We start from the raw sequence: 18,982 nt of genomic DNA, 5'->3' as shown, positions 1-18,982 counted from the left end.
TGGAAAAGTCAAAAAAAGACCTTTCCAGTATTATTAATCTAAAAAATCATCATTTTCAAGGTAGTAAATAATAGCATCTAATAAATCTTCTTTTGTAGCATTAGGATGATGATCTAATTTATTGTCAATAATATCTAAAAAAGTTTGATATTCCAACCAATCTCGATATTTATCAGGGTACTTATCACACAGCTCACCCATTTCATCATCATCATCATCAGTTTCAGGAAGGTAAAAAGTACCTTCTCTTATATCCTTTTTTTTATTACCTATCTTAATATTTGTAAATAAAAAATACCATAATTCAGGACGATCTTTATAAATAGTTAATAGTCCATTGATACCTTCGATAATTTTCATTCATAATCTCCAATTATTATTTACGACAAATTGTACCACCGCCTCATTTTTTGCGACCCCCCGAACCATCTGGGTGATATATTTTATGATATTTATTGTGATCTTTTCGATCAACTAATTTTAATGAACCTGGGGTATTTACACTTTCAACTTACAATGCGAAATCTATAAATTAATATTTAATAATGAGTTATCAATTAAATTTGAATCTATTACTAACGAATTTGTAAAATGAGTTTATCTAAAATACAATCAGAAAAAATCTACACTTGTAAATACCCCAAACTTAGTACACAACTCACGTAGAAAATCATGCTGCTTGTTTTAGTGTTTTATACTCAATCGGTGTCATGTTATTTAATGCCTCATACGGTCTTTCGGTGTTATAAATCGTTAACCATTCTTCAGTTATTCTCCTTGCTTGCGCTAAGTTGTTAAAAAGATATAAATCGAGTACTTCAGTACGATAGGTACGATTAAATCGTTCAATATAGCCATTTTGATAAGGGCTACCGGGCTGGATATAATCAATGGTTATATCATGTGATTTAGCTCAGTTTATAAAGGTTTTTCCTGTAAATTCTGGCCCATTATCGACCCGTATTTTAATGGATACCCATGATATTCGGCCAGTTTATCTAAGTAACGGGTAATCCTTCCTGCTGGTAAGCTTACTGCAATATCAATCCCTAACGCCTCACGATTAAAGTCATCGATGACATTGAATGTTCTAAAGCGACGTTGATTACGGCTACTGTCACTCATAAAATCCATTGACCAACATTCACCTTGTTTATTGGGGACTAATAACCTTTCTGGGCATCGTGGAGGAATGCGTTTTTTACGCTTTACCCTGAGATTAAGCTTTAATTCACAATACACCCGATATACCCGTTTATGATTCCATTGATAGCCGAGCTTTCTGATACGATGAAAACATTTAGGAAAGCCCCAGCGTAAATGCCAGTCTGTGATAGCATTCAACACCGAAACAATCACCGAATCATCCTGTAACTTAGATTGATAATAGTAAGCACAACGGCTTAAACCAACAATAGCACAACTCATAACAATAGTAACCGAATGATTTTGTTGTTGTTGCTGTGCCCACGTTTTACGTGCCTTTGTGGGCACTAAAGCTTTTTTATGATTTCTTCCTGAAGCTGGGATTTTAAGCTCAGTTCGGCAAACATCTGCTTAAGCTTGCGGTTTTCCGCTTCGAGTTCTTTTAGACGTTTGATGTCTGAAGTTTCCATACCGCCGTATTTTTCTCGCCATTTATAGAAAGTTGAATTACCCATGCTCTATTTACGGCACAGTTCTTTAACGGGAATACCCGCTTCTGCTTCTTTTAAAATAGCTACGATTTGATGTTCAGTCATTTTTTTCATAATTGAATCCTCTTTTACTTTTATCATAGAGAATTTTCTACTTTTTTGCTGTACTATTTTAGGGGGATAGTTACAGTACCTTCTATTAAATTTATTTTTATAGCAAATGTAGAACAATTTTCGAACTCTCTTAACTATAGTGGTGAAATATGGATTAGTTGTTTAATTTGGGATAATTTTGTTAACGATCTGGTTACATTAAAAAAAACAGCTACTTTGTATGATATGAATGAAATGTTTTCTATAAAAATAGAAAAAGATGAAAAAAACATTAAATATTCATGGTCTGTGACTCGTCAGGGAATATTTAAGGATATTGTGCAGTCAAGTTATCAAACCATTATTTCAGAAGATACATTGAATTATGTTAAATCACAATTTACCAATTATCCTAAGTGGTGGTAATTATAAAATCCCCGTTTTAAAACAGCGAGGATTTTCCTTATTTACTCTGTAATTTTATCACCTATTAAAAAATCAAATAAAATCAATATTTTTTCTGAACAATTATTATAAAAATAACACAATAACCTTTTAGTATATCCAAAAGTTATTTTTTACTATACTAGTACGACGAATACGACAATGTTAATTGAGAAAGAGTTTGAAATCATTTATTTGATGAATGTTTAAAGGAATTTAGCATTCAGCGGTCATTAAGTCATAAGGGATGACCCTATGATAATGCGATTGCTGATGCGACATTTAAAGCGGTGAAGACTAAATTTGTGTCAAAAAAGTATGGACACACCATTTGCGCTAAAATCAGCTTATATGACAAATAGTCTAAAACATAACAATACATAATTAATCTCATTTTTTTGACAATAAATTATCATTATTAAATAATTAGTTAGAATTTTATGCTTAAATCTTATTGGTTATTAGCGTAGTTAAAATTTCACTTTGCAAGTAAATAATCTAAAAAATAATACTATAACATTTTCATTTATTTAGATATTTTGTAAATGATAGTGCTTGCTATTACGTTTATTTTGATTAGAATTTCTTCAATTTTTAATTGATAAGGCGTGAGTGTAATGAGCATTAGTAAATCAATCATTTTAATCACTCAATTTATTGGTATTACATATTATCCTCCTTTTTGGGGGATTTTTTTTACCTATTCCATACAATTATTTCACTCCTATTTAAAGCAATTGAATTATAGAGGCTAATTATGATTGAGCATAAAAAAATGTTGTTAACCACAAGAGACCAAAGTTTAAAAGCCTATTTAATGAATAAAATTAAACAAAATGGCGGATGGGTTAATGCTCATATGCATGCCGATCGTGCTTTTACTATTTCAGTTGATAGTTTTGATGTCTATCAAAAACAGACCTTAATTGAAAAATGGGATACATTAGATAAAGTCAAAGCATCAATGAGCGAAGATGATTACTATCGCCATTTTAGTATGGCGGTTGAACGGATGATTGAGCAAGGGGTGAGTGCAATGGGATCATTTGTTGATATTGACCCTATTGCTCAAGAACGGGCAATTAAAGGGGCGTTAAGAGCACGCGAAACCTATAAAAATGACATCACCATAAAATTAGTCAATCAAACACTTAAAGGCGTTATCGATAAAGAGGCTCGTTATTGGTTCGATAAAGGCGCTGATTTAGTTGATATTATTGGCGGTTTACCTCGTCGTGATGAACGCGATCATGGTGAAGGAATGGGACTGAAACATCTTGATGTGTTAATGCAAACGGGTAAATCATTAGGCAAAATGGTGCACGTACATGTTGACCAGTTTAATTCTCAAGATGAGATCGAAACGGAACAACTTACCGATAAAACCCTTGAACATGGTATGCATGGTCGCGTTGTTGCCATTCATAGTATTTCGATCACAGCCCACAGTTTAGAATATCGCCAAAAACTCTATAAAAAAATGAAAGAAGCAAAAATGATGGTCATTGCCTGCCCATTTGCTTGGATCGATAGCCCACGCCGTGAAGAACAAGGCCCTACTCGTAACTCACTCACCCCAGTTGATGAACTTGCCACAGCAGGTATTCCTGTTGCAATCGGTACAGATAACGTCAGCGATTATATGTTGCCATTTTCAACGGGGAATATGTGGGAAGAGCTTAAGCTGTTAGTAACAGGATGCCGCTATACTGATTTAGATAATGTGATTAATGTAGCGACAAAAAATGGAAGAATGGTGCTTGGGCTTGAGTAAGTAATAAAGTGGATTGAGATAGGCTACACTAATTTAGCACCTATTTTATCAGATGATTTGTAATATTCTTTACGTAACTATGAGATTAAGATGAAACAAATATATTTTACACATGTTAATTAAAATAACATTCAAATATATCATGCAGGGTTTGGTGCAAAAGTTGTTTATATAGCCCTGCAAAAATAAAAATTTGTGTTTTATTATTCTATACATTCACCATCTTTACAATAAAAATCAATGATTTTCATCAGTCTATGGTGAAATTCTAATATTGAATCCCCTCCCAAGTTAGCTATTTCTTGTTTCGTAAATTGGCGCCACTTAGCTATTGTATGTAGTTGACAACCAACTTGAACATATTCACCATGACTAATTGATATAAAATATTTTTCACCTACGATTATGAATGTTGATTCGGGTAATTCAGCACTGCTCAAATCAACGCCGCGTAAATCAGTATTACGCAAATTAACAGTACTCAAATCAACACAATACAGATCAGCTCCACTCAAATGAGAACTACGTAAATCCACATCATGCAAATTAGCTTCACGTAAATTAGCATCGCGCAAATCAGCATTTCGCAAATTGGCCCCCCTCAAATTAGCACCATATAAATTTGTACCACGTAAATCCGCATCAGACAAATTAGCGCTACTTAAATCAGAGCGATACAAATTTGCATGACGTAAATCGGCATTGCGCAAATCAGCATTAATTAGTTTAGCGTGACTTAAGTCGGCACCACGCAAATCAGCGCCACACAAAGTCGCACCACGTAAATTAAGACTGCTTAAATCAAGTCCACGTAAATTAAGACTGCTTAAATCAGCTTCACATAAATTAGCTCTTTTGCCTATTCTCCCACCACTATCAAAGAAGATTTTGTTTTGTTCTAAAATTTTGTTAATATCCATTTTATCATCCCAAAAATTAATGATTGAGCAATTCACTATTATGACTAACTGGCTTCAAACGATTTGGTGCTTAAATCTTCTTCCTAAACAACAAAGTTTTACGACTTAACCAACAAATATTTTTTTACCTATGATTATGAATGTCTATTCCGGTAGATCAGTATTACGCAAATCCGTGTTGCTCAAATCAATATTATGCAAATCCGCCCCACGTAAATCAACATCACGCAAATCCGTATAACATAGATTAGCTCCACGCAAATCAGCATTACGTAAATTAGTGTCACCAAAATTAGCTTTAAACAAATTAGCATTATTCAAATTAGAACAACTTAAATCAGCATTATACAAATCAACAGATCGCAAATCGGCATTACACAAGTTGACCCCACGTAAATTAGCATCACACAATCCAGCATTAAGCAAATTCGCGCCACACATATCGGCATTCTGCAAATTCGCGCCACATAAATTGACATTAGCCCAATCAATATTGCGTAAATCAGAACACCTCAAATCGGTATCGCTCAAATCAGCCCCCCGTAAATTAGTACCATGCAAATTAGCACATCTCAAATCGGCACCTTTCAAATTAGCTATTTTACCAGTTTTGCCAAAGCTATTAAGATAAATCCTATGTTGTTCTAATATTTCATTTATATCCATTGTATTATTCCAAAAATAAGGTTTACAAATATGCTATGCATTAATTCATTAACTCATCAAGAAATGATAAATTAATATGTCATTTAATACTCTGTTTTGCAAATCGGTCAAAACAGATAACCAAAAATTAATTCATTCGTTTTTAGATAAATACAATATTCTGGCTGATGTCTTTATAACTCATACCCAGCGCATACATACTCAAAATTTTTTGTTTTTCCATATTTATCCGATCAAACCATGTATCTATGCCATCAATAAATCTAATATTGCTATCATAAGATTCAAAATATTTTTTACTGATTCAAATTTTTTACTTTGCCTTTTCAATCATTAAGTGCATATGTGCAAGGATCTCGTCAGCTTTTTTCTTCTGCTATCTTATTAGCTTCCTGCCAAAATAATTTTGATTTTATACCTAAATTAGTAACAAAATCATATTATTGCATTATGCAATGCCATAACATACCGTCAGAATCATATATCAATACAAATGGAGCATTTTTTCTTCTTTTCATAATAAATATTCCTTAAACTTGTTAATTTATTTTAAAACACTTGGATTAAAACACGAAGTGCAATGTTAAACTCAGAGATAACCCTTTTCATGTAAGGCGTGTCAGATTAAATAAAAATAAACTGACACAACATATTGAATACTCTGAATTTTAAATACACATTAACATTAACTATAGATATGAAAGATCCCTAATAATGTCTTCTAGCCTTAATTTTACTTCGTTTAATTGTTGTTTTTGAGCTAGTTCAAGCAATCTTTCTCTACTTTGTAAAGTGCCTTCACTGTAATTATGTAAATTTGATGGCACGTTACCAGAATAAATATAATCATATTTTGCAGATGTCTGCTCAATATTAAAAGATCGGCTGTAACTATACGCACCATGAGCTTCAATTTCAGTAGTCAATGTTAATTTATTGCTGTGGGTCACCGTTTGTAAATTATATTGCTGATCTTTGTAGGTTTTGACTTGATTTTTATTACCGTTATCGTCAACCATTTCAATAAATTTATCAAATACTTTTTCAGTTTTAGTTTGATTGTTAACTGATTGTCCAAGGTCTGAAAATTCAACATTACTTTTTATACGCATGATAACATCAGCTTCACTCGGATTGTAAATAACAAATTGAATAAAATCTTTATGCAAAATATCTCTTACATAAGAGCGTAATTCTGTAGAATTATAATAAACTCTAACTATTCCTTTGTTTGTATATTTGTCAGATTGAAAAGTTGCATCACGATAAGCTCCGTATTGTCTGTAAGCTGAAGCTGCCCAGGCATAGTATTTGGCTACTTCGCGAAATTCGTAACGGTGCGTTGCGGTATTTGCAAGTTGTTGTGCCTGCTGGTAATATTTTTCTGCTTCTTGTGCACAGTGTTTTCGATCATTATCGACAGCAAGCTTGCCACTATCTTTGTATTTCCCAAGCGGTTGGTATACCTCTGAAGCATTATTAAATGCCTCTGCTGCAGCTTTATAGTTACCTTGCTGCTCTAACATTTTGCCTTGATTATAATAATCTTTAGCTGCAAGTTGCATATATTTTGTTTTTGCATTTTTGTATAAGCTTTCAATATTTTTATAGTTATATTGCTCAAATCCTTTTTGATATAAATCAGCTCTTTTTCTGTAACTTTCGCTGTCTGTTCCAGTTATAGAGTTACCATAATCATAATATTGTTTAGCAATTGTTTCTTCTAACTTTTTGATATCGTATTTATCATTAAAAAAGCTGACAGTTTGGCTATAAAAACGATCGCTCAACATCATTTTCATTTTAAGTAAGCTTTGATAAGCGTCAATACGATGTTGATAATCTGTATTTGCTGTGTGAGCCAAATCCGCCTCATAATGAGCCATAACATTACTTACTATAGTGCGTAACTTTTCAGCTCTACCTTTATCAAATTTCGCTTGCCCTTTTTCATCAATACTGGCAGTTAATAAACTGATACTTTCCAAATACTTTCCTTCTTTATATGCTTGATCAGCCGTTCGAGCATGACAAGCAGATAAAAGAAAAAGAAAAAAAATTGTTATGGCTATCCGCATAATATTTCCTTTAAATAGATTTAATTAAATTATCAATTCATTGCAGGTAAAATCATTTTATTATTTTTAACTAATTGATCTGCGACTAATTAGTGCAAATTAGTGTATAAAAAATTTTAAATAATTTATTAACTATTTTTGCTAAAAAAGCGAACAAAAATAGTCTCTATTCAAAAAATATCAATATATTTATTTTTAGAGAATATAAAAGGTAAGATAAAGTGATCAGACAATACTCTCAATAAAATGAACTTTATTGAGAGTTATAACATGCTATTTTCTAGTTGGCTTTTTAGCTGTCGCTTGACGAGGCGCGTGGGATGCTCTAGACAAATTGGTCAATTTAACCCGCTTAGGTCTTATTATACGTTTGTCTGACGATGATCCCGTTGTAAAGCTTTTGGTTTCTGGCGGTAATCCAACAAGTTCACGTAGATAATTCACAGAGTCGATACCTAATTCCATCCACGTTCCACGTGACAGCCCTTTAGGTAAAGTGATATTGCCATAACGAATACGCAGCAATCGGCTAACTTGTACTTCAATAGCTTCCCACATTCTGCGAACTTCTCGATTGCGACCTTCAGTGATAACCACATTAAACCATTGGTTAAGTCCATCACCACCTTGTGCTTTAATTGATTGAAATGAAGCTGGACCATCTTCGAGTTGTACCCCTTTACGAAGTTGGTTAATCTGTTGATCAGTCACATTACCAAATACACGAACGGCATACTCACGCTCAATTTCATGCCGTGGATGCATTAACCGATTAGCCAGTTCACCATCAGTGGTAAATAATAGTAAGCCAGAAGTATTGATATCAAGTCTACCAATATTAATCCAGCGAGCATTTTTTAAGCGAGGCAACCGTTCAAAAACCGTTGCTCGCCCCTGTGGATCGTTACGTGAACAGATTTCACCTTCTGGTTTATAATAAGCAAGGACTCGGCAAACTTCTTTTTCTTTACTTCTAAGCTGAACCAGATACCCATTAATACGTATTTTAGGATTAGCATTAACATCAACGCGATCGCCTAACGTAGCAATTTTACCATCCACACTGATTTTACCTGCTGCAATCATTGCCTCAATTTCACGGCGCGATCCATTTCCTAAATTAGCTAATACCTTTTGTAGTTTTTCAGTATTATCAGGTGGCAAATTTTTACGAGCTACGCTTGCTGGGCAAAACGCTTTCGTTTTTTTATTGGATTGATTATCTTTTTCATTAATTTTATTATTTTTTTTACTAACTTGTGAAAATGTAGATCTGCTATGTTTCATATTATCCTCGCTGTTACCTTCTCAGGTATCATTTTATCTATTCACACTATTGTCGAAATATCAGCAATAAAAAATGGTTGCTTATTCAAATGGTTTAGTGTCACCACTTCCTTTACGAATAATTTCGGGATAGTCATTAGTTAAGTCAATTACGCTGGTTGGTTGCTGGCTAATATAACCGCCATGTACAATTGCATCGAGCTGATGGCCTATTTTATCTTCTATCTCGTCGGGATCTGATTGTGCCTGATCATCATTAGGTAAAATCAGCGTGGTGGTCATTAATGGCTGTCCTAATAATTCAAGTAGTGCTAAATCAATTTTATCATCTGGAATTCGTAATCCTATTGTTTTACGCTTTTCATTCAATAATCGGCGTGGTACTTCTTTGCTAGCTTGTAAAATAAAGACATATTTTCCTGGTGTATTATTTTTTAATAACCGAAAAGTGGTATTATCCACATAAGCATAACAAGACAGTTCAGAAAGGTCACTGCACATTAACGTAAAATGATGACGCTTATCAAGTTGGCGGATTTGACAAATACGATCAACACCTTGTTTATTATCAAGCAAGCACCCTAGTGAATAACCCGAATCGGTTGGAAAAGCGATAACACCACCATCATTTAATATATTAACAACTTGCTCTAATAGCCGTTTTTGGGGGTTATCAGGGTGAATATAAAAAGTTTGGCTCATAATTGTTCTATATCAATATAATTTTAATGTTGAAGATCATACCATCAAGTATTTGATGGAACGTAAATATCAAACCTTTTTAACCCGTTATTATTAGCGTTGCCAATTATGCCAAATTGGTGTAACGCTATCAGGCAATGGTGTTGTTTTACCTAAATCTAAATAGGTATCAACGCCATGAAAATCCGAACCTTGTGATGCCAACAGGTCAAATTCATTGGCTAATTTAGCTAATCGAGTTAAATCATCTTGCGTTTGCCGGCTTTGCGAAACTTCAATTGCCACACCACCACAAACTTTAAACTCACTGACTAATAGCTTCAATTTAGTTAAGGTTAGATCGTAACGACTTGGGTGAGCAAGTACCGCTTGTCCACCTGCGGCTCGAATAGCATTAACCGCATCAGCAATGCAACACCATGTTGCTGGCACATAAGCATACCCTCCTTTGCCTAAATACTTTTTAAATGCTCTTTTGATATCCTTAACATAACCGTTAGCAACTAAAAATCTTGCAAAATGGGCACGTGAAACAATATCACCTTTAGCAAAGTGTTGTGCTTGTTGATAAGCATTTTCTATACTGACTTTAGCTAGTTTATCACTTATGGCTAACGCTCGATTAATGCGTCCTTGTTCTTGTGAAGATAGCAATGCCAATAACTGTGGATTTTCAATATCAATATTCAACCCTACAATATGAATTTCGCTGTTTTTCCACGCTGTTGATATTTCAACGCCAGACACTAATTTAACGGGTAAATTTTCATTAGCTATCACTTTTTGCGCTTCAGGTAAACCTTTAACGGTATCATGATCAGTAATAGCCAAAAGAGCGATTTGATTATCCACCGCTCTTTTGATAAGTTGGCTTGGCGTTAAAACACCATCTGATGCAGTGGTATGAGAATGTAAATCAACAATCACTTTTTTCTCGAAAATTATTTTGAAACGTGTAATATACCACACAAATTGCATGACCACGAAAAGGTATATTATGAAAGATCAAATTATTCTTGCTCAGCAAGATACTAACGCTATTATTGAAGAACTATTAGAAGATGGTAGCGATCCTCATGCGCTTTATATTATTGAACACCATGTTTCATCGCAAGATTTTGATAAATTAGAAAAAGTAGCAGTAGAAGCCTATAAATTGGGTTATGAGGCAACCGATCCTGATGAAGATGTAGATGATGCAGGCAACGTTGTTATTGGTTTTGATATTATTGCCGAAAGCCCGCTTAATGCTGAATTAATCAATGCGCAAATTGCTGAAATAATCAACCTTACCGCCCAGTTTGGCGTCAATTATGATGGCTGGGGCACGTATTTTGAAGATGGCAACGATGACGATTTTGATGATGCTGAGTTTATAGAAACCGTGCACTAAACATCATCCATATCTTTTTAAATACCTACTGTTATCCATCAAACAACGGATAACAGTAGTTGACTAGCATAACTTATTTTACTTTCTCTATACGACTGGTTCTTTTTTGATTTGGCGATACACTTCGCACACAAACGGTTTCACCCTTTTTAATATTAACTGGCTCATTATAACGATGCCATTGTTTTCCTTGGTTGGTTGAATATTCAATAGTTAAGCCAGGAAAAACAATATTTGCTATTAATTTATTATTTTCAATTTTAGCACCCGGTATAGGCAAGCGATAATTGATATTGGCTAAATCAAGTTTTTGCAACTCACGTTGCCCAACTAAATTAGCAAATCGAGTCCAATCATTTAGTAATTTTTGTTGATTAACATAATGCGTGGTTGCTTGAGAAAATTCACGACCTTTCTGGTAGTCAATTTCCCAATCAGCTTGATGCCAAGCTCGTTCAGCTACGGCTAACAAACGGGGAAAAGTCATGTATTCCATTTTTTTATCGGTACGAATATCTTCGGTCCAAATCTGAGCAGATAGCCCATAAGCGCCAGACCAATTCATTGTACCTTTAGCTGTAAATGGGTTACCATCGCGATCAACAGATGTTTCTGCATTTTGTGGTAAATTATTTGGCGCAAAACTAAATATCTTTCTTTCATCATTAAAACGCGTTGCCCAATAATAACCGCTTTCTTTTGGGTTGACTTCATAAGGCATATCTAAATAAACATAATCAGGGTTAGATATTATGACTTTATAGCCTTTATTTGCCCACTCGTTCACAGAGTCAAAGCCGCCCCAATATAATGTATCCCAAAAATTGACCGTAACTTTATCTACCGCAAACGATTTTGCATTAGTCGCGTGCTTCATGCCATCTTGCCAAGCTTGCATATGGTTTATACCATGATTTTTAATTATTGAGCTAACTTCTTGAGCAAAATAACTAGGAAGGTGTTCAATATCGTTAACAATGCCATTATTTACCATTGTTTGGCAAGCTTGTGATTTAGCCCAAGGGTAATCTTCTTGACTTTGATCTATTGTGCCTTTAGCATCCGTTTTATCTTTGGCTTTTATATCTTGATACCCAGCGCCTAAGCGAATATTTTTTGCTTCATCGCCACCAAAATGCCAAGTTCTAAGCGGTTGATCGGCCTCAACATGCATTTTTGCGATCTCATCAATAATTTTATTTACGAAACGTTTCGATGAATCAAGACAAGGATTTAAATAGCTTAAACGGTTATAAAATTGTACTGTGGTGGTATTTGACGTATCGGTTGGATCAACTAGTCGAAACTCATTGGCTTGTGCTTCTTTTCCTTCTGCCATTAAACGTTTATAACGTGCCTCCATAGACACAATGGCAGCCCGTGCATGAGCTGGCATGTCAATTTCTGGTATAACCTCGATAAAACGAGCTTTAGCATATTTAACAATATCAATATAGTCTTGACGGCTTAAAAAACCAGATCCGGTGGTATTGTTTTCAGGACCGGAACCGAGTTGTGGCAATAAACATTGCTGTTCATTAAGATCATGACAACGTTTACTGCCGATTTCGGTTAGCTCGGGTAATCCAGGAATTTCAATACGCCACCCCTCATCATCACTTAAATGAAAATGAAATTTATTCATTTTATATTTTGCCATTTGATCTAATAAGCGCATGATTGATTCTTTAGTTTTAAAATTACGACCAATATCGAGCATAATGCCTCGATAGGCAAAACGTGGCGAATCAAAAGCATTAAGTGATGGAATGGTTTTGATATCGTTTACAGGAATCAACGATAAAATAGATTGCACAGCATAAAATATCCCTCTTTGGTCATAAGCTGATATTAGCGTTTCATCATTTTTAATATCTAATTGATACGCTTCTAATTGCCCTTGCTTGAATTGTTTAGGATCAATGATTGCTTTTATCTTGTATCCATTTTCCGTTACAGGAATATTTAGTGCGTTAAATTCTGCCTTTAAAATAGCTAAACTGTCTTGATTTAAACCATCAAGAATTAAATTAACGCCTTGCTGACCAATAGATATATCTTGTTTATTTAATGTGATTCTAGTTGGTGTTGGTAAAATTTGCCCACGTAGCGATTCAGCCGATAATGTTTTAATATCCAAGTTATATTGAAAACGGTTAACTGGATTCATTATTGTATTGTGATCGTCGGCGGTCCTTTTCCACTGCTGTGTAATTGGAGCTACAAATGCCGATAAGTCATCGGAATCTGTATTTGTATTAGCAATTATTTTGGGTTTAGCATTACTTGATGTCACATACCAACGAGGCATTGCATCGCTTTCACTCACAACCCAATATTCGCCAATAATGGGAATATTAATCGTGGAATTAGCAGGAATCGATGTGAATTTTTCTGTTGGTTCAATTTTATGAAGATCGCCTGTAATATGAGTAATTTTAAACTGATCATTGTTTATTGCTAAAATCATGCGAATATTATTAAAATAAATAGCCCAATCTTTATCTTTAATTTCTGGGCCATTATTCTTTAGTGAAATCATCATTTTGTTACAAGCAGCCCAATCGGCACCTAAAGCCGAGCAATTTATACCATGTGCCCCTGCTTGATTATCGATTACCTGATATTGAACATTGAGTTGTGAACTCATCACATCAACAATTTGTTGAGAAGCTGAAACAGCTTGAACGGCACAAACATTTAACAAAGAGGCGATTGAAGTGGCTAATATTGCTGTTTTAATCTTTTTCATAAAATTTTACCTATTTTTGTTTAGCATTAAATACAGTGAATGGAATAGTCACAATAAACTTGATATCACGCTCATCTTGGAAGATATTGCCGTATCCTCCTCCCCAGCTTGGTATACTATTTGAGTGATTATTATATTTGGTATAATGTAGTTGGAATGAAGTATCTTTTGCTAAACCATTTTGTCTGCTATAACTTAAATCAAAATTATAAGCAGATTCAATTAAGCGTTGTTTTTGATTTTTTGCTGTAGAATTTGGCTTTGCATCCCAACCATAAGCATAAGAAGCACCCGTTTTCCAACCGGCGAAATAATTAGATACATCACTTAAATCATAAGTGACTTCGGCAAATACGGCCTTTTCGCCATTAGCATTAAAATCTGAACGAGAATTCCACCATATATCTAAACGGCCATTTGATGAGGCATAATCAGGTGTCATACGTTGTAAAAAAAAGCCTTGTTCGCCTTCTGCTTTAACTGTTACACCTTCAAGTCGAAAATTAACTGGCCCTACTTGATAACCCAATGTTGCTGCTTGTAACCACGCTAAACCATCGTAAACATCTTTACCTTTATGTGATTGATCTTTGGCGCCATAAAATTGATAGCTAAGAGTGAGAGGATTATCCAGTAGATTTGTTTTATAAGAGGCTTTGCCAAAAAATTGGTTCATATAATTTTGTGCCAGCCCAAATGCGCTTTCTAATACTAAATCATTTTTAAAATCGTACTTCAAACCCGCAGAATGCAAAAAGTCAATTTTTTTACCTGCTCCCCACTGACGAAACTCATAAAGCTTTTTATACCATGGTGCTTTATATTTATCAGCCCACATATACGACATGGATAACACGCCAGAAGTATCAAAATCAATTGTTGAGCCAAGTTCAAATCCACGATAAGTACCTGGTAATAAGCTCCAATGAGGAGCCAGCAAAGTTTGCCCAGAAGGTTGAATATAACCCGTTTTTATCCAGAATAACTCATCAATTTTAAAATTTGCCTGTGCTTTATAAAAGCTCAGCCCACTAACATCTTTTTTCCAATTCTCGTCCCAACGAGTATTAGCCCCACTGAATCCTATTTCATTGGGATGCCCATTTCCACCATTATTCACTTCCCATGCGCCATAACCGCCAAGTTCAATAGCAAACTTATCTGCGATATAACCTGATCTAAAATCTAAATTAGCGTTAAATGAGGTGTGTCTTAAATTTTTCTCGTACTTATGCTCATCAATATCTTTACGTTCTCGATCTCGATTCCAAAAAAAGACATTACCTGTTAATGAAGAATCATCAATAAATTGATTAACATTAGATGCATAAACGGGAATTGTACTTGTTAAAACAGATAAGGATAAAATTAGTTTAGTTAAAAAATTAAATCGACATGGTATTATTTGTGCATTATAGATACTCATATGTTATTCCTATAATTATTCTGTTTAATTAACAATTAAATTCATCAAGATCTAACTCATTCAATTGATAACTTGTTTGTGAATACGCGTTTTTATAATGCATAAACATATTTTATCTAGCAAATTAAACAATCTAAAATCGTGATCAAAATCACCAAAAAATACATTTTTAATGTAAATTTTTAGAGAAAAATCACAACTTTTTTTATTCTAAAAAATAAAAACAAAGCACATCGTTTTAACAAATTGTAACTATCGTACTGAGGTACTCGATTTATATCTATTTAATAATCTAGAACAAGCAAGAAAGGTAACCGAAGAATGACTAATCATTTATAACACTGAAAGACCACATCAGGCATTAAATAACATGGCACTGCTCGAATATAAAACGTTAAAACGGGTAGCTTAATTTTCTACGTGAGTTGTGTACTAAGTTTGGGGTATTTACAAAATGACAAGTAATGATATAAATTTTAGATTATAAAAAATGGTGGTAAAAATGATAAATGGCGTAGACGTAGAGAAGAAAAAGGATGAAATAAAAAAAGAGAAACTACTGAAATTTCTCTTTTTACTATATAAAAAAATAAAATTTAATTCACAATCAATGCTATTGATTATAAGTTATTGAAAAGTCATCTTAACTTAATTTTCAGTATCAATTTCTTCAAAACTTTTTACTAACTCATCAATGGCTTTCATTTGCTTTAAGAAAGGCTCAAGTTTTGCTAATGGTAACGCAGATGGACCATCGCATTTTGCATGGTTTGGATCTGGGTGTGATTCTAAAAATAGCCCAGCAATGCCAACTGCCATACCTGAACGCGCAAGCTCGGTTACTTGACCTCGACGCCCACCTGATGCTGCGCCCATTGGATCACGGCATTGTAGAGCATGAGTAACATCAAAAATAACAGGAGAGCCTTTGCTTGCTTTTTTCATAATATTAAAACCAAGCATATCAACCACTAAGTTGTCATAGCCAAAACAACTACCACGATCACAAAGAATTATTTGGTTATTACCAGCTTCTTCAAACTTTTCAACAATATTACCCATTTGACCTGGGCTGACAAATTGTGGTTTTTTAACATTAATTACCGCACCAGTTTTAGCCATTGCAACAACAAGATCGGTTTGTCTTGCTAAAAAAGCGGGTAATTGAATAACATCAACTACATCAGCGACCGGTTGGCATTGTGCTTCGGTATGTACATCAGTAATAATTTTAACGCCAAATTGTTGTTTAAGTTCTTGGAAAATTTTAAGCCCTTCTTCTAAACCTGGTCCACGATATGAATGAACAGAAGAGCGATTAGCTTTATCAAATGAAGCTTTAAAAATATAAGGGATATTTAGTTTATTGGTGACAGAAACATAATGTTCACAGATTTTCATTGCTAAATCACGAGATTCGAGCACATTCATACCACCAAATAATACAAATGGTAGGTCATTGGCGACAGTAATATCACCAATATTTACTTTTTTTTGTTGTATCATAAAATATTCCTAGTTAGGGTTTAAACCAGCGACCAAGAGTAACTCTATCATTACCGCTATAGTCTGCAAAGGTTTCGACTAATTGAAATCCGTGTTGTTTAAAAATAGTTTGTACTGCCTCACCCTGTTTCCAACCATGTTCTATCAGTAACCAACCATATTGATTTAGATGTTTAGTTGCGCCATAGACAATGAGTTTAATATCGGCTAAACCGTCATCTTCTGAAACTAATGCACTTCTTGGTTCGTAACGAACATCGCCTTGTGCTAGATGAATATCTGTTGGTTCAATATAAGGCGGGTTACTGATAATCATTGAAAATTTTCTATTTTTTATTGGCTTATACCAGTCACCTTGTAAAAAATAAACATTGTTGACCCCTATTTGGGTTGCATTTTGTTGCGCTAAAATCAACGCATCTTTATTTTTTTCAATTGCGGTAAATAAACAGTCTTGACGCTCCGTTGCCATGGCGATAACTATTGCACCAGTACCCGTACCGAGATCCAACACTTCGCATGGCACTTTAGGTAGATACTCTAAACCTAATTCAACTAATTTTTCAGTATCCGGTCTTGGGATTAATGTAGCGTTAGAGACATTAAACTTTAAAGACCAAAATTCTTTTTCGCCAGTAATATAAGCGATAGGCTCACCATTTTGCCTGCGCTTTAAACATTCAGATAAAGCAATCAGCTCATCATCAGTAAGCAATGTTTCACTAAATGCCATTAAAAATGTGCGTGTTTTGTGTGTAACAAAACTCAGCAAAATTTCAGCATCACGCTTTGGGCTTTCACTATCAGTTAAAGTTTGAGATGCACTTTTAAGCCATTGTAAATAGGTCATTCATCTTGTTCCGATAAAGCGGCTAGTTGATCTGCTTGATATTCCTGCACAATTGGATCGATTAGCATCTCTAATTTTCCTGCCATGACTTCATCCAATCGGTAAAGTGTTAGGTTAATACGATGATCCGTAACACGTCCTTGAGGATAATTGTATGTTCTAATTCTGTCAGAACGATCACCTGAGCCTAATAGATTACGCCTTGTTGAGGCTTCTTCTTGTTGGCGTTTGCGCAGTTCGGCATCTTGAATTCGTGCAGCCAATACAGACATTGCTTTAGCTCTATTTTTATGCTGTGAGCGCTCATCTTGACATTCAACAACAATACCCGTTGGAAGGTGCGTAATACGAATCGCTGAATCCGTCGTGTTAACATGCTGACCACCAGCCCCAGATGAACGATAGGTATCAATTTTTAAATCAGCAGGGTTGATTTCTGGCATTTCAGCCTCGGGAACTTCTGGTAAAACAGCAACAGTACAAGCCGAAGTATGAATGCGCCCTTGTGATTCAGTTTCTGGCACGCGTTGAACTCGGTGACCACCTGATTCAAATTTCAAATTGCCATAAACTCCATCACCACTGACTAACATAATGACTTCTTTATAACCACCGTGCTCACCATCACTCGCACTCATAATTTCAACGCGCCAATTGCGTGATTCAGCATATCGTGTATACATTCGGGCTAAGTCACCAGCAAAAATAGCGGCTTCATCACCACCTGTTCCCGCTCTAACTTCAACAAAACAGTTATAATCGTCATTAGGATCTTTAGGTAATAATAACACTTGTAATTGCTTTTCTTGCTCTTCAACTTGGCTTAGTGCTTCGTTTAATTCCTCTTGTGCCATTTCGCTCATTTCAGGATCTGATAGCATCATTTTAGCCGTTTCGATATCTTCTTGGGTTTGCTGCCAATCGGAAAAACACTTAACCACCGCAGTTAATTGTGAGTATTCTTTAGATAGCGTACGAAAGCGATTTTGATCTGCTATAACTGAAGGATCAGATAATAATGCTTGAACCTCTTCATAACGCTCTTGTAGTGTTTCTAACTTATTGATAATTGAAGGTTTCATAAAAATATATTTTGATAGAGATTAGTTAAGTTTGTGTAACATTATATACTTAATTGCCTTTAAAATACAGTTTTCGGCTTGTTTCAAACTTATCTCTTATTATCACTTTAACAAGAGATAATAAAGCCATTGAATAAGCTGGAATATTATATGTATTTTAAAAAGAGGTTTTAGGTATGTAGCATTACTTAATGTTTTAATTGAAATAATTTACATTGCACTATAATTTACATTGCACTAACTGTTAGTTTTTATCAACGCCATTAACTATAGTATTTATTTTATTCGTTAACCCTCAATTTGCTAAAATCGAACCTAATAAATCATTAGCGCTTGTCTGATTAAATTTGAACTACTATAGTTAAGGCTATT

General features: G+C 34.5%; 14 protein-coding genes and 1 pseudogene. 2 read left to right on the top strand and 13 right to left on the bottom strand.

Going from position 1 to position 18,982, the window contains the following annotated elements:
* Positions 1-33: 33 nt before the first annotated feature.
* Together A9G42_RS04715 and A9G42_RS13605 are read right to left on the bottom strand one after the other, a co-directional pair.
* Positions 34-360 (bottom strand): DUF7716 domain-containing protein, encoded by a 327-nt coding sequence (locus A9G42_RS04715; RefSeq protein WP_065566438.1) that lies wholly within the window; start codon positions 358-360, stop codon positions 34-36.
* A 310-nt stretch (positions 361-670) separates the two neighbouring features.
* Positions 671-1,751 (bottom strand): annotated as a pseudogene (locus A9G42_RS13605) (IS3 family transposase).
* 1,180 nt (positions 1,752-2,931) lie between these two features.
* Between A9G42_RS13605 and A9G42_RS04695 the strand changes: the two are divergent.
* Positions 2,932-3,948 carry an amidohydrolase family protein gene (locus A9G42_RS04695; protein WP_218057716.1) on the top strand — a complete coding sequence of 339 codons (1,017 nt, stop codon included), beginning with the start codon at positions 2,932-2,934 and terminating at the stop codon, positions 3,946-3,948.
* 203 nt (positions 3,949-4,151) lie between these two features.
* Here the strand turns inward: A9G42_RS04695 and A9G42_RS04690 are convergent, their stop codons facing one another.
* The 6 genes from A9G42_RS04690 to rnm all read right to left on the bottom strand — a co-directional run bounded on the left by A9G42_RS04690 (position 4,152) and on the right by rnm (position 10,528).
* Entirely contained in the window at positions 4,152-4,868 is a 717-nt protein-coding gene (locus tag A9G42_RS04690) for a pentapeptide repeat-containing protein (protein ID WP_082211894.1), read from the bottom strand.
* Between the two features lie 144 nt (positions 4,869-5,012).
* Positions 5,013-5,534 (bottom strand): pentapeptide repeat-containing protein, encoded by a 522-nt coding sequence (locus tag A9G42_RS04685; RefSeq protein ID WP_065652774.1) that lies wholly within the window; start codon positions 5,532-5,534, stop codon positions 5,013-5,015.
* A 689-nt stretch (positions 5,535-6,223) separates the two neighbouring features.
* Positions 6,224-7,612 carry a hypothetical protein gene (locus A9G42_RS04680; protein WP_065582274.1) on the bottom strand — a complete coding sequence of 463 codons (1,389 nt, stop codon included), beginning with the start codon at positions 7,610-7,612 and terminating at the stop codon, positions 6,224-6,226.
* Positions 7,613-7,885: 273 nt separating this feature from the next.
* A complete protein-coding gene (rluB, locus tag A9G42_RS04675; RefSeq protein ID WP_082211891.1) occupies positions 7,886-8,899 on the bottom strand; it encodes a 23S rRNA pseudouridine(2605) synthase RluB in 1,014 nt (337 codons plus the stop codon).
* Positions 8,900-8,980: 81 nt separating this feature from the next.
* Positions 8,981-9,601: an L-threonylcarbamoyladenylate synthase gene (locus A9G42_RS04670; protein WP_065566756.1), complete on the bottom strand. Its 621-nt coding sequence runs from the start codon at positions 9,599-9,601 to the stop codon at positions 8,981-8,983.
* Between the two features lie 93 nt (positions 9,602-9,694).
* Positions 9,695-10,528 (bottom strand): RNase RNM, encoded by an 834-nt coding sequence (gene rnm, locus A9G42_RS04665; RefSeq protein WP_218057676.1) that lies wholly within the window; start codon positions 10,526-10,528, stop codon positions 9,695-9,697.
* 70 nt (positions 10,529-10,598) lie between these two features.
* Between rnm and rraB the strand changes: the two genes are divergently transcribed.
* Positions 10,599-10,994, top strand: a complete 396-nt coding sequence (rraB, locus tag A9G42_RS04660; RefSeq protein WP_065587786.1) for a ribonuclease E inhibitor RraB — start codon at positions 10,599-10,601, stop codon at positions 10,992-10,994.
* A gap of 73 nt (positions 10,995-11,067) precedes the next feature.
* Here the strand turns inward: rraB and A9G42_RS04655 are convergent, their stop codons facing one another.
* From A9G42_RS04655 to prfA, 5 genes are all read right to left on the bottom strand, one after another.
* A complete protein-coding gene (locus A9G42_RS04655) occupies positions 11,068-13,746 on the bottom strand; it encodes a beta-N-acetylhexosaminidase (protein WP_065652773.1) in 2,679 nt (892 codons plus the stop codon).
* Positions 13,747-13,756: 10 nt separating this feature from the next.
* Positions 13,757-15,172 (bottom strand): chitoporin, encoded by a 1,416-nt coding sequence (locus A9G42_RS04650; protein WP_065652772.1) that lies wholly within the window; start codon positions 15,170-15,172, stop codon positions 13,757-13,759.
* A gap of 648 nt (positions 15,173-15,820) precedes the next feature.
* Entirely contained in the window at positions 15,821-16,675 is an 855-nt protein-coding gene (gene kdsA / locus A9G42_RS04645) for a 3-deoxy-8-phosphooctulonate synthase (protein WP_065652785.1), read from the bottom strand.
* A 16-nt stretch (positions 16,676-16,691) separates the two neighbouring features.
* A complete protein-coding gene (prmC, locus tag A9G42_RS04640) occupies positions 16,692-17,528 on the bottom strand; it encodes a peptide chain release factor N(5)-glutamine methyltransferase (protein ID WP_065582279.1) in 837 nt (278 codons plus the stop codon).
* A complete protein-coding gene (gene prfA / locus A9G42_RS04635) occupies positions 17,525-18,610 on the bottom strand; it encodes a peptide chain release factor 1 (RefSeq protein ID WP_065566429.1) in 1,086 nt (361 codons plus the stop codon). The genes prmC and prfA overlap by 4 nt, the downstream gene beginning before the upstream one ends.
* Between the last annotated feature and the right edge of the window lie 372 nt (positions 18,611-18,982).

The organism is Gilliamella sp. Nev6-6, assembly GCF_001690605.1.
Lineage (GTDB): Bacteria > Pseudomonadota > Gammaproteobacteria > Enterobacterales > Orbaceae > Gilliamella > Gilliamella apicola_C.
This window is presented reverse-complemented; position numbering and strand designations above follow the sequence as displayed.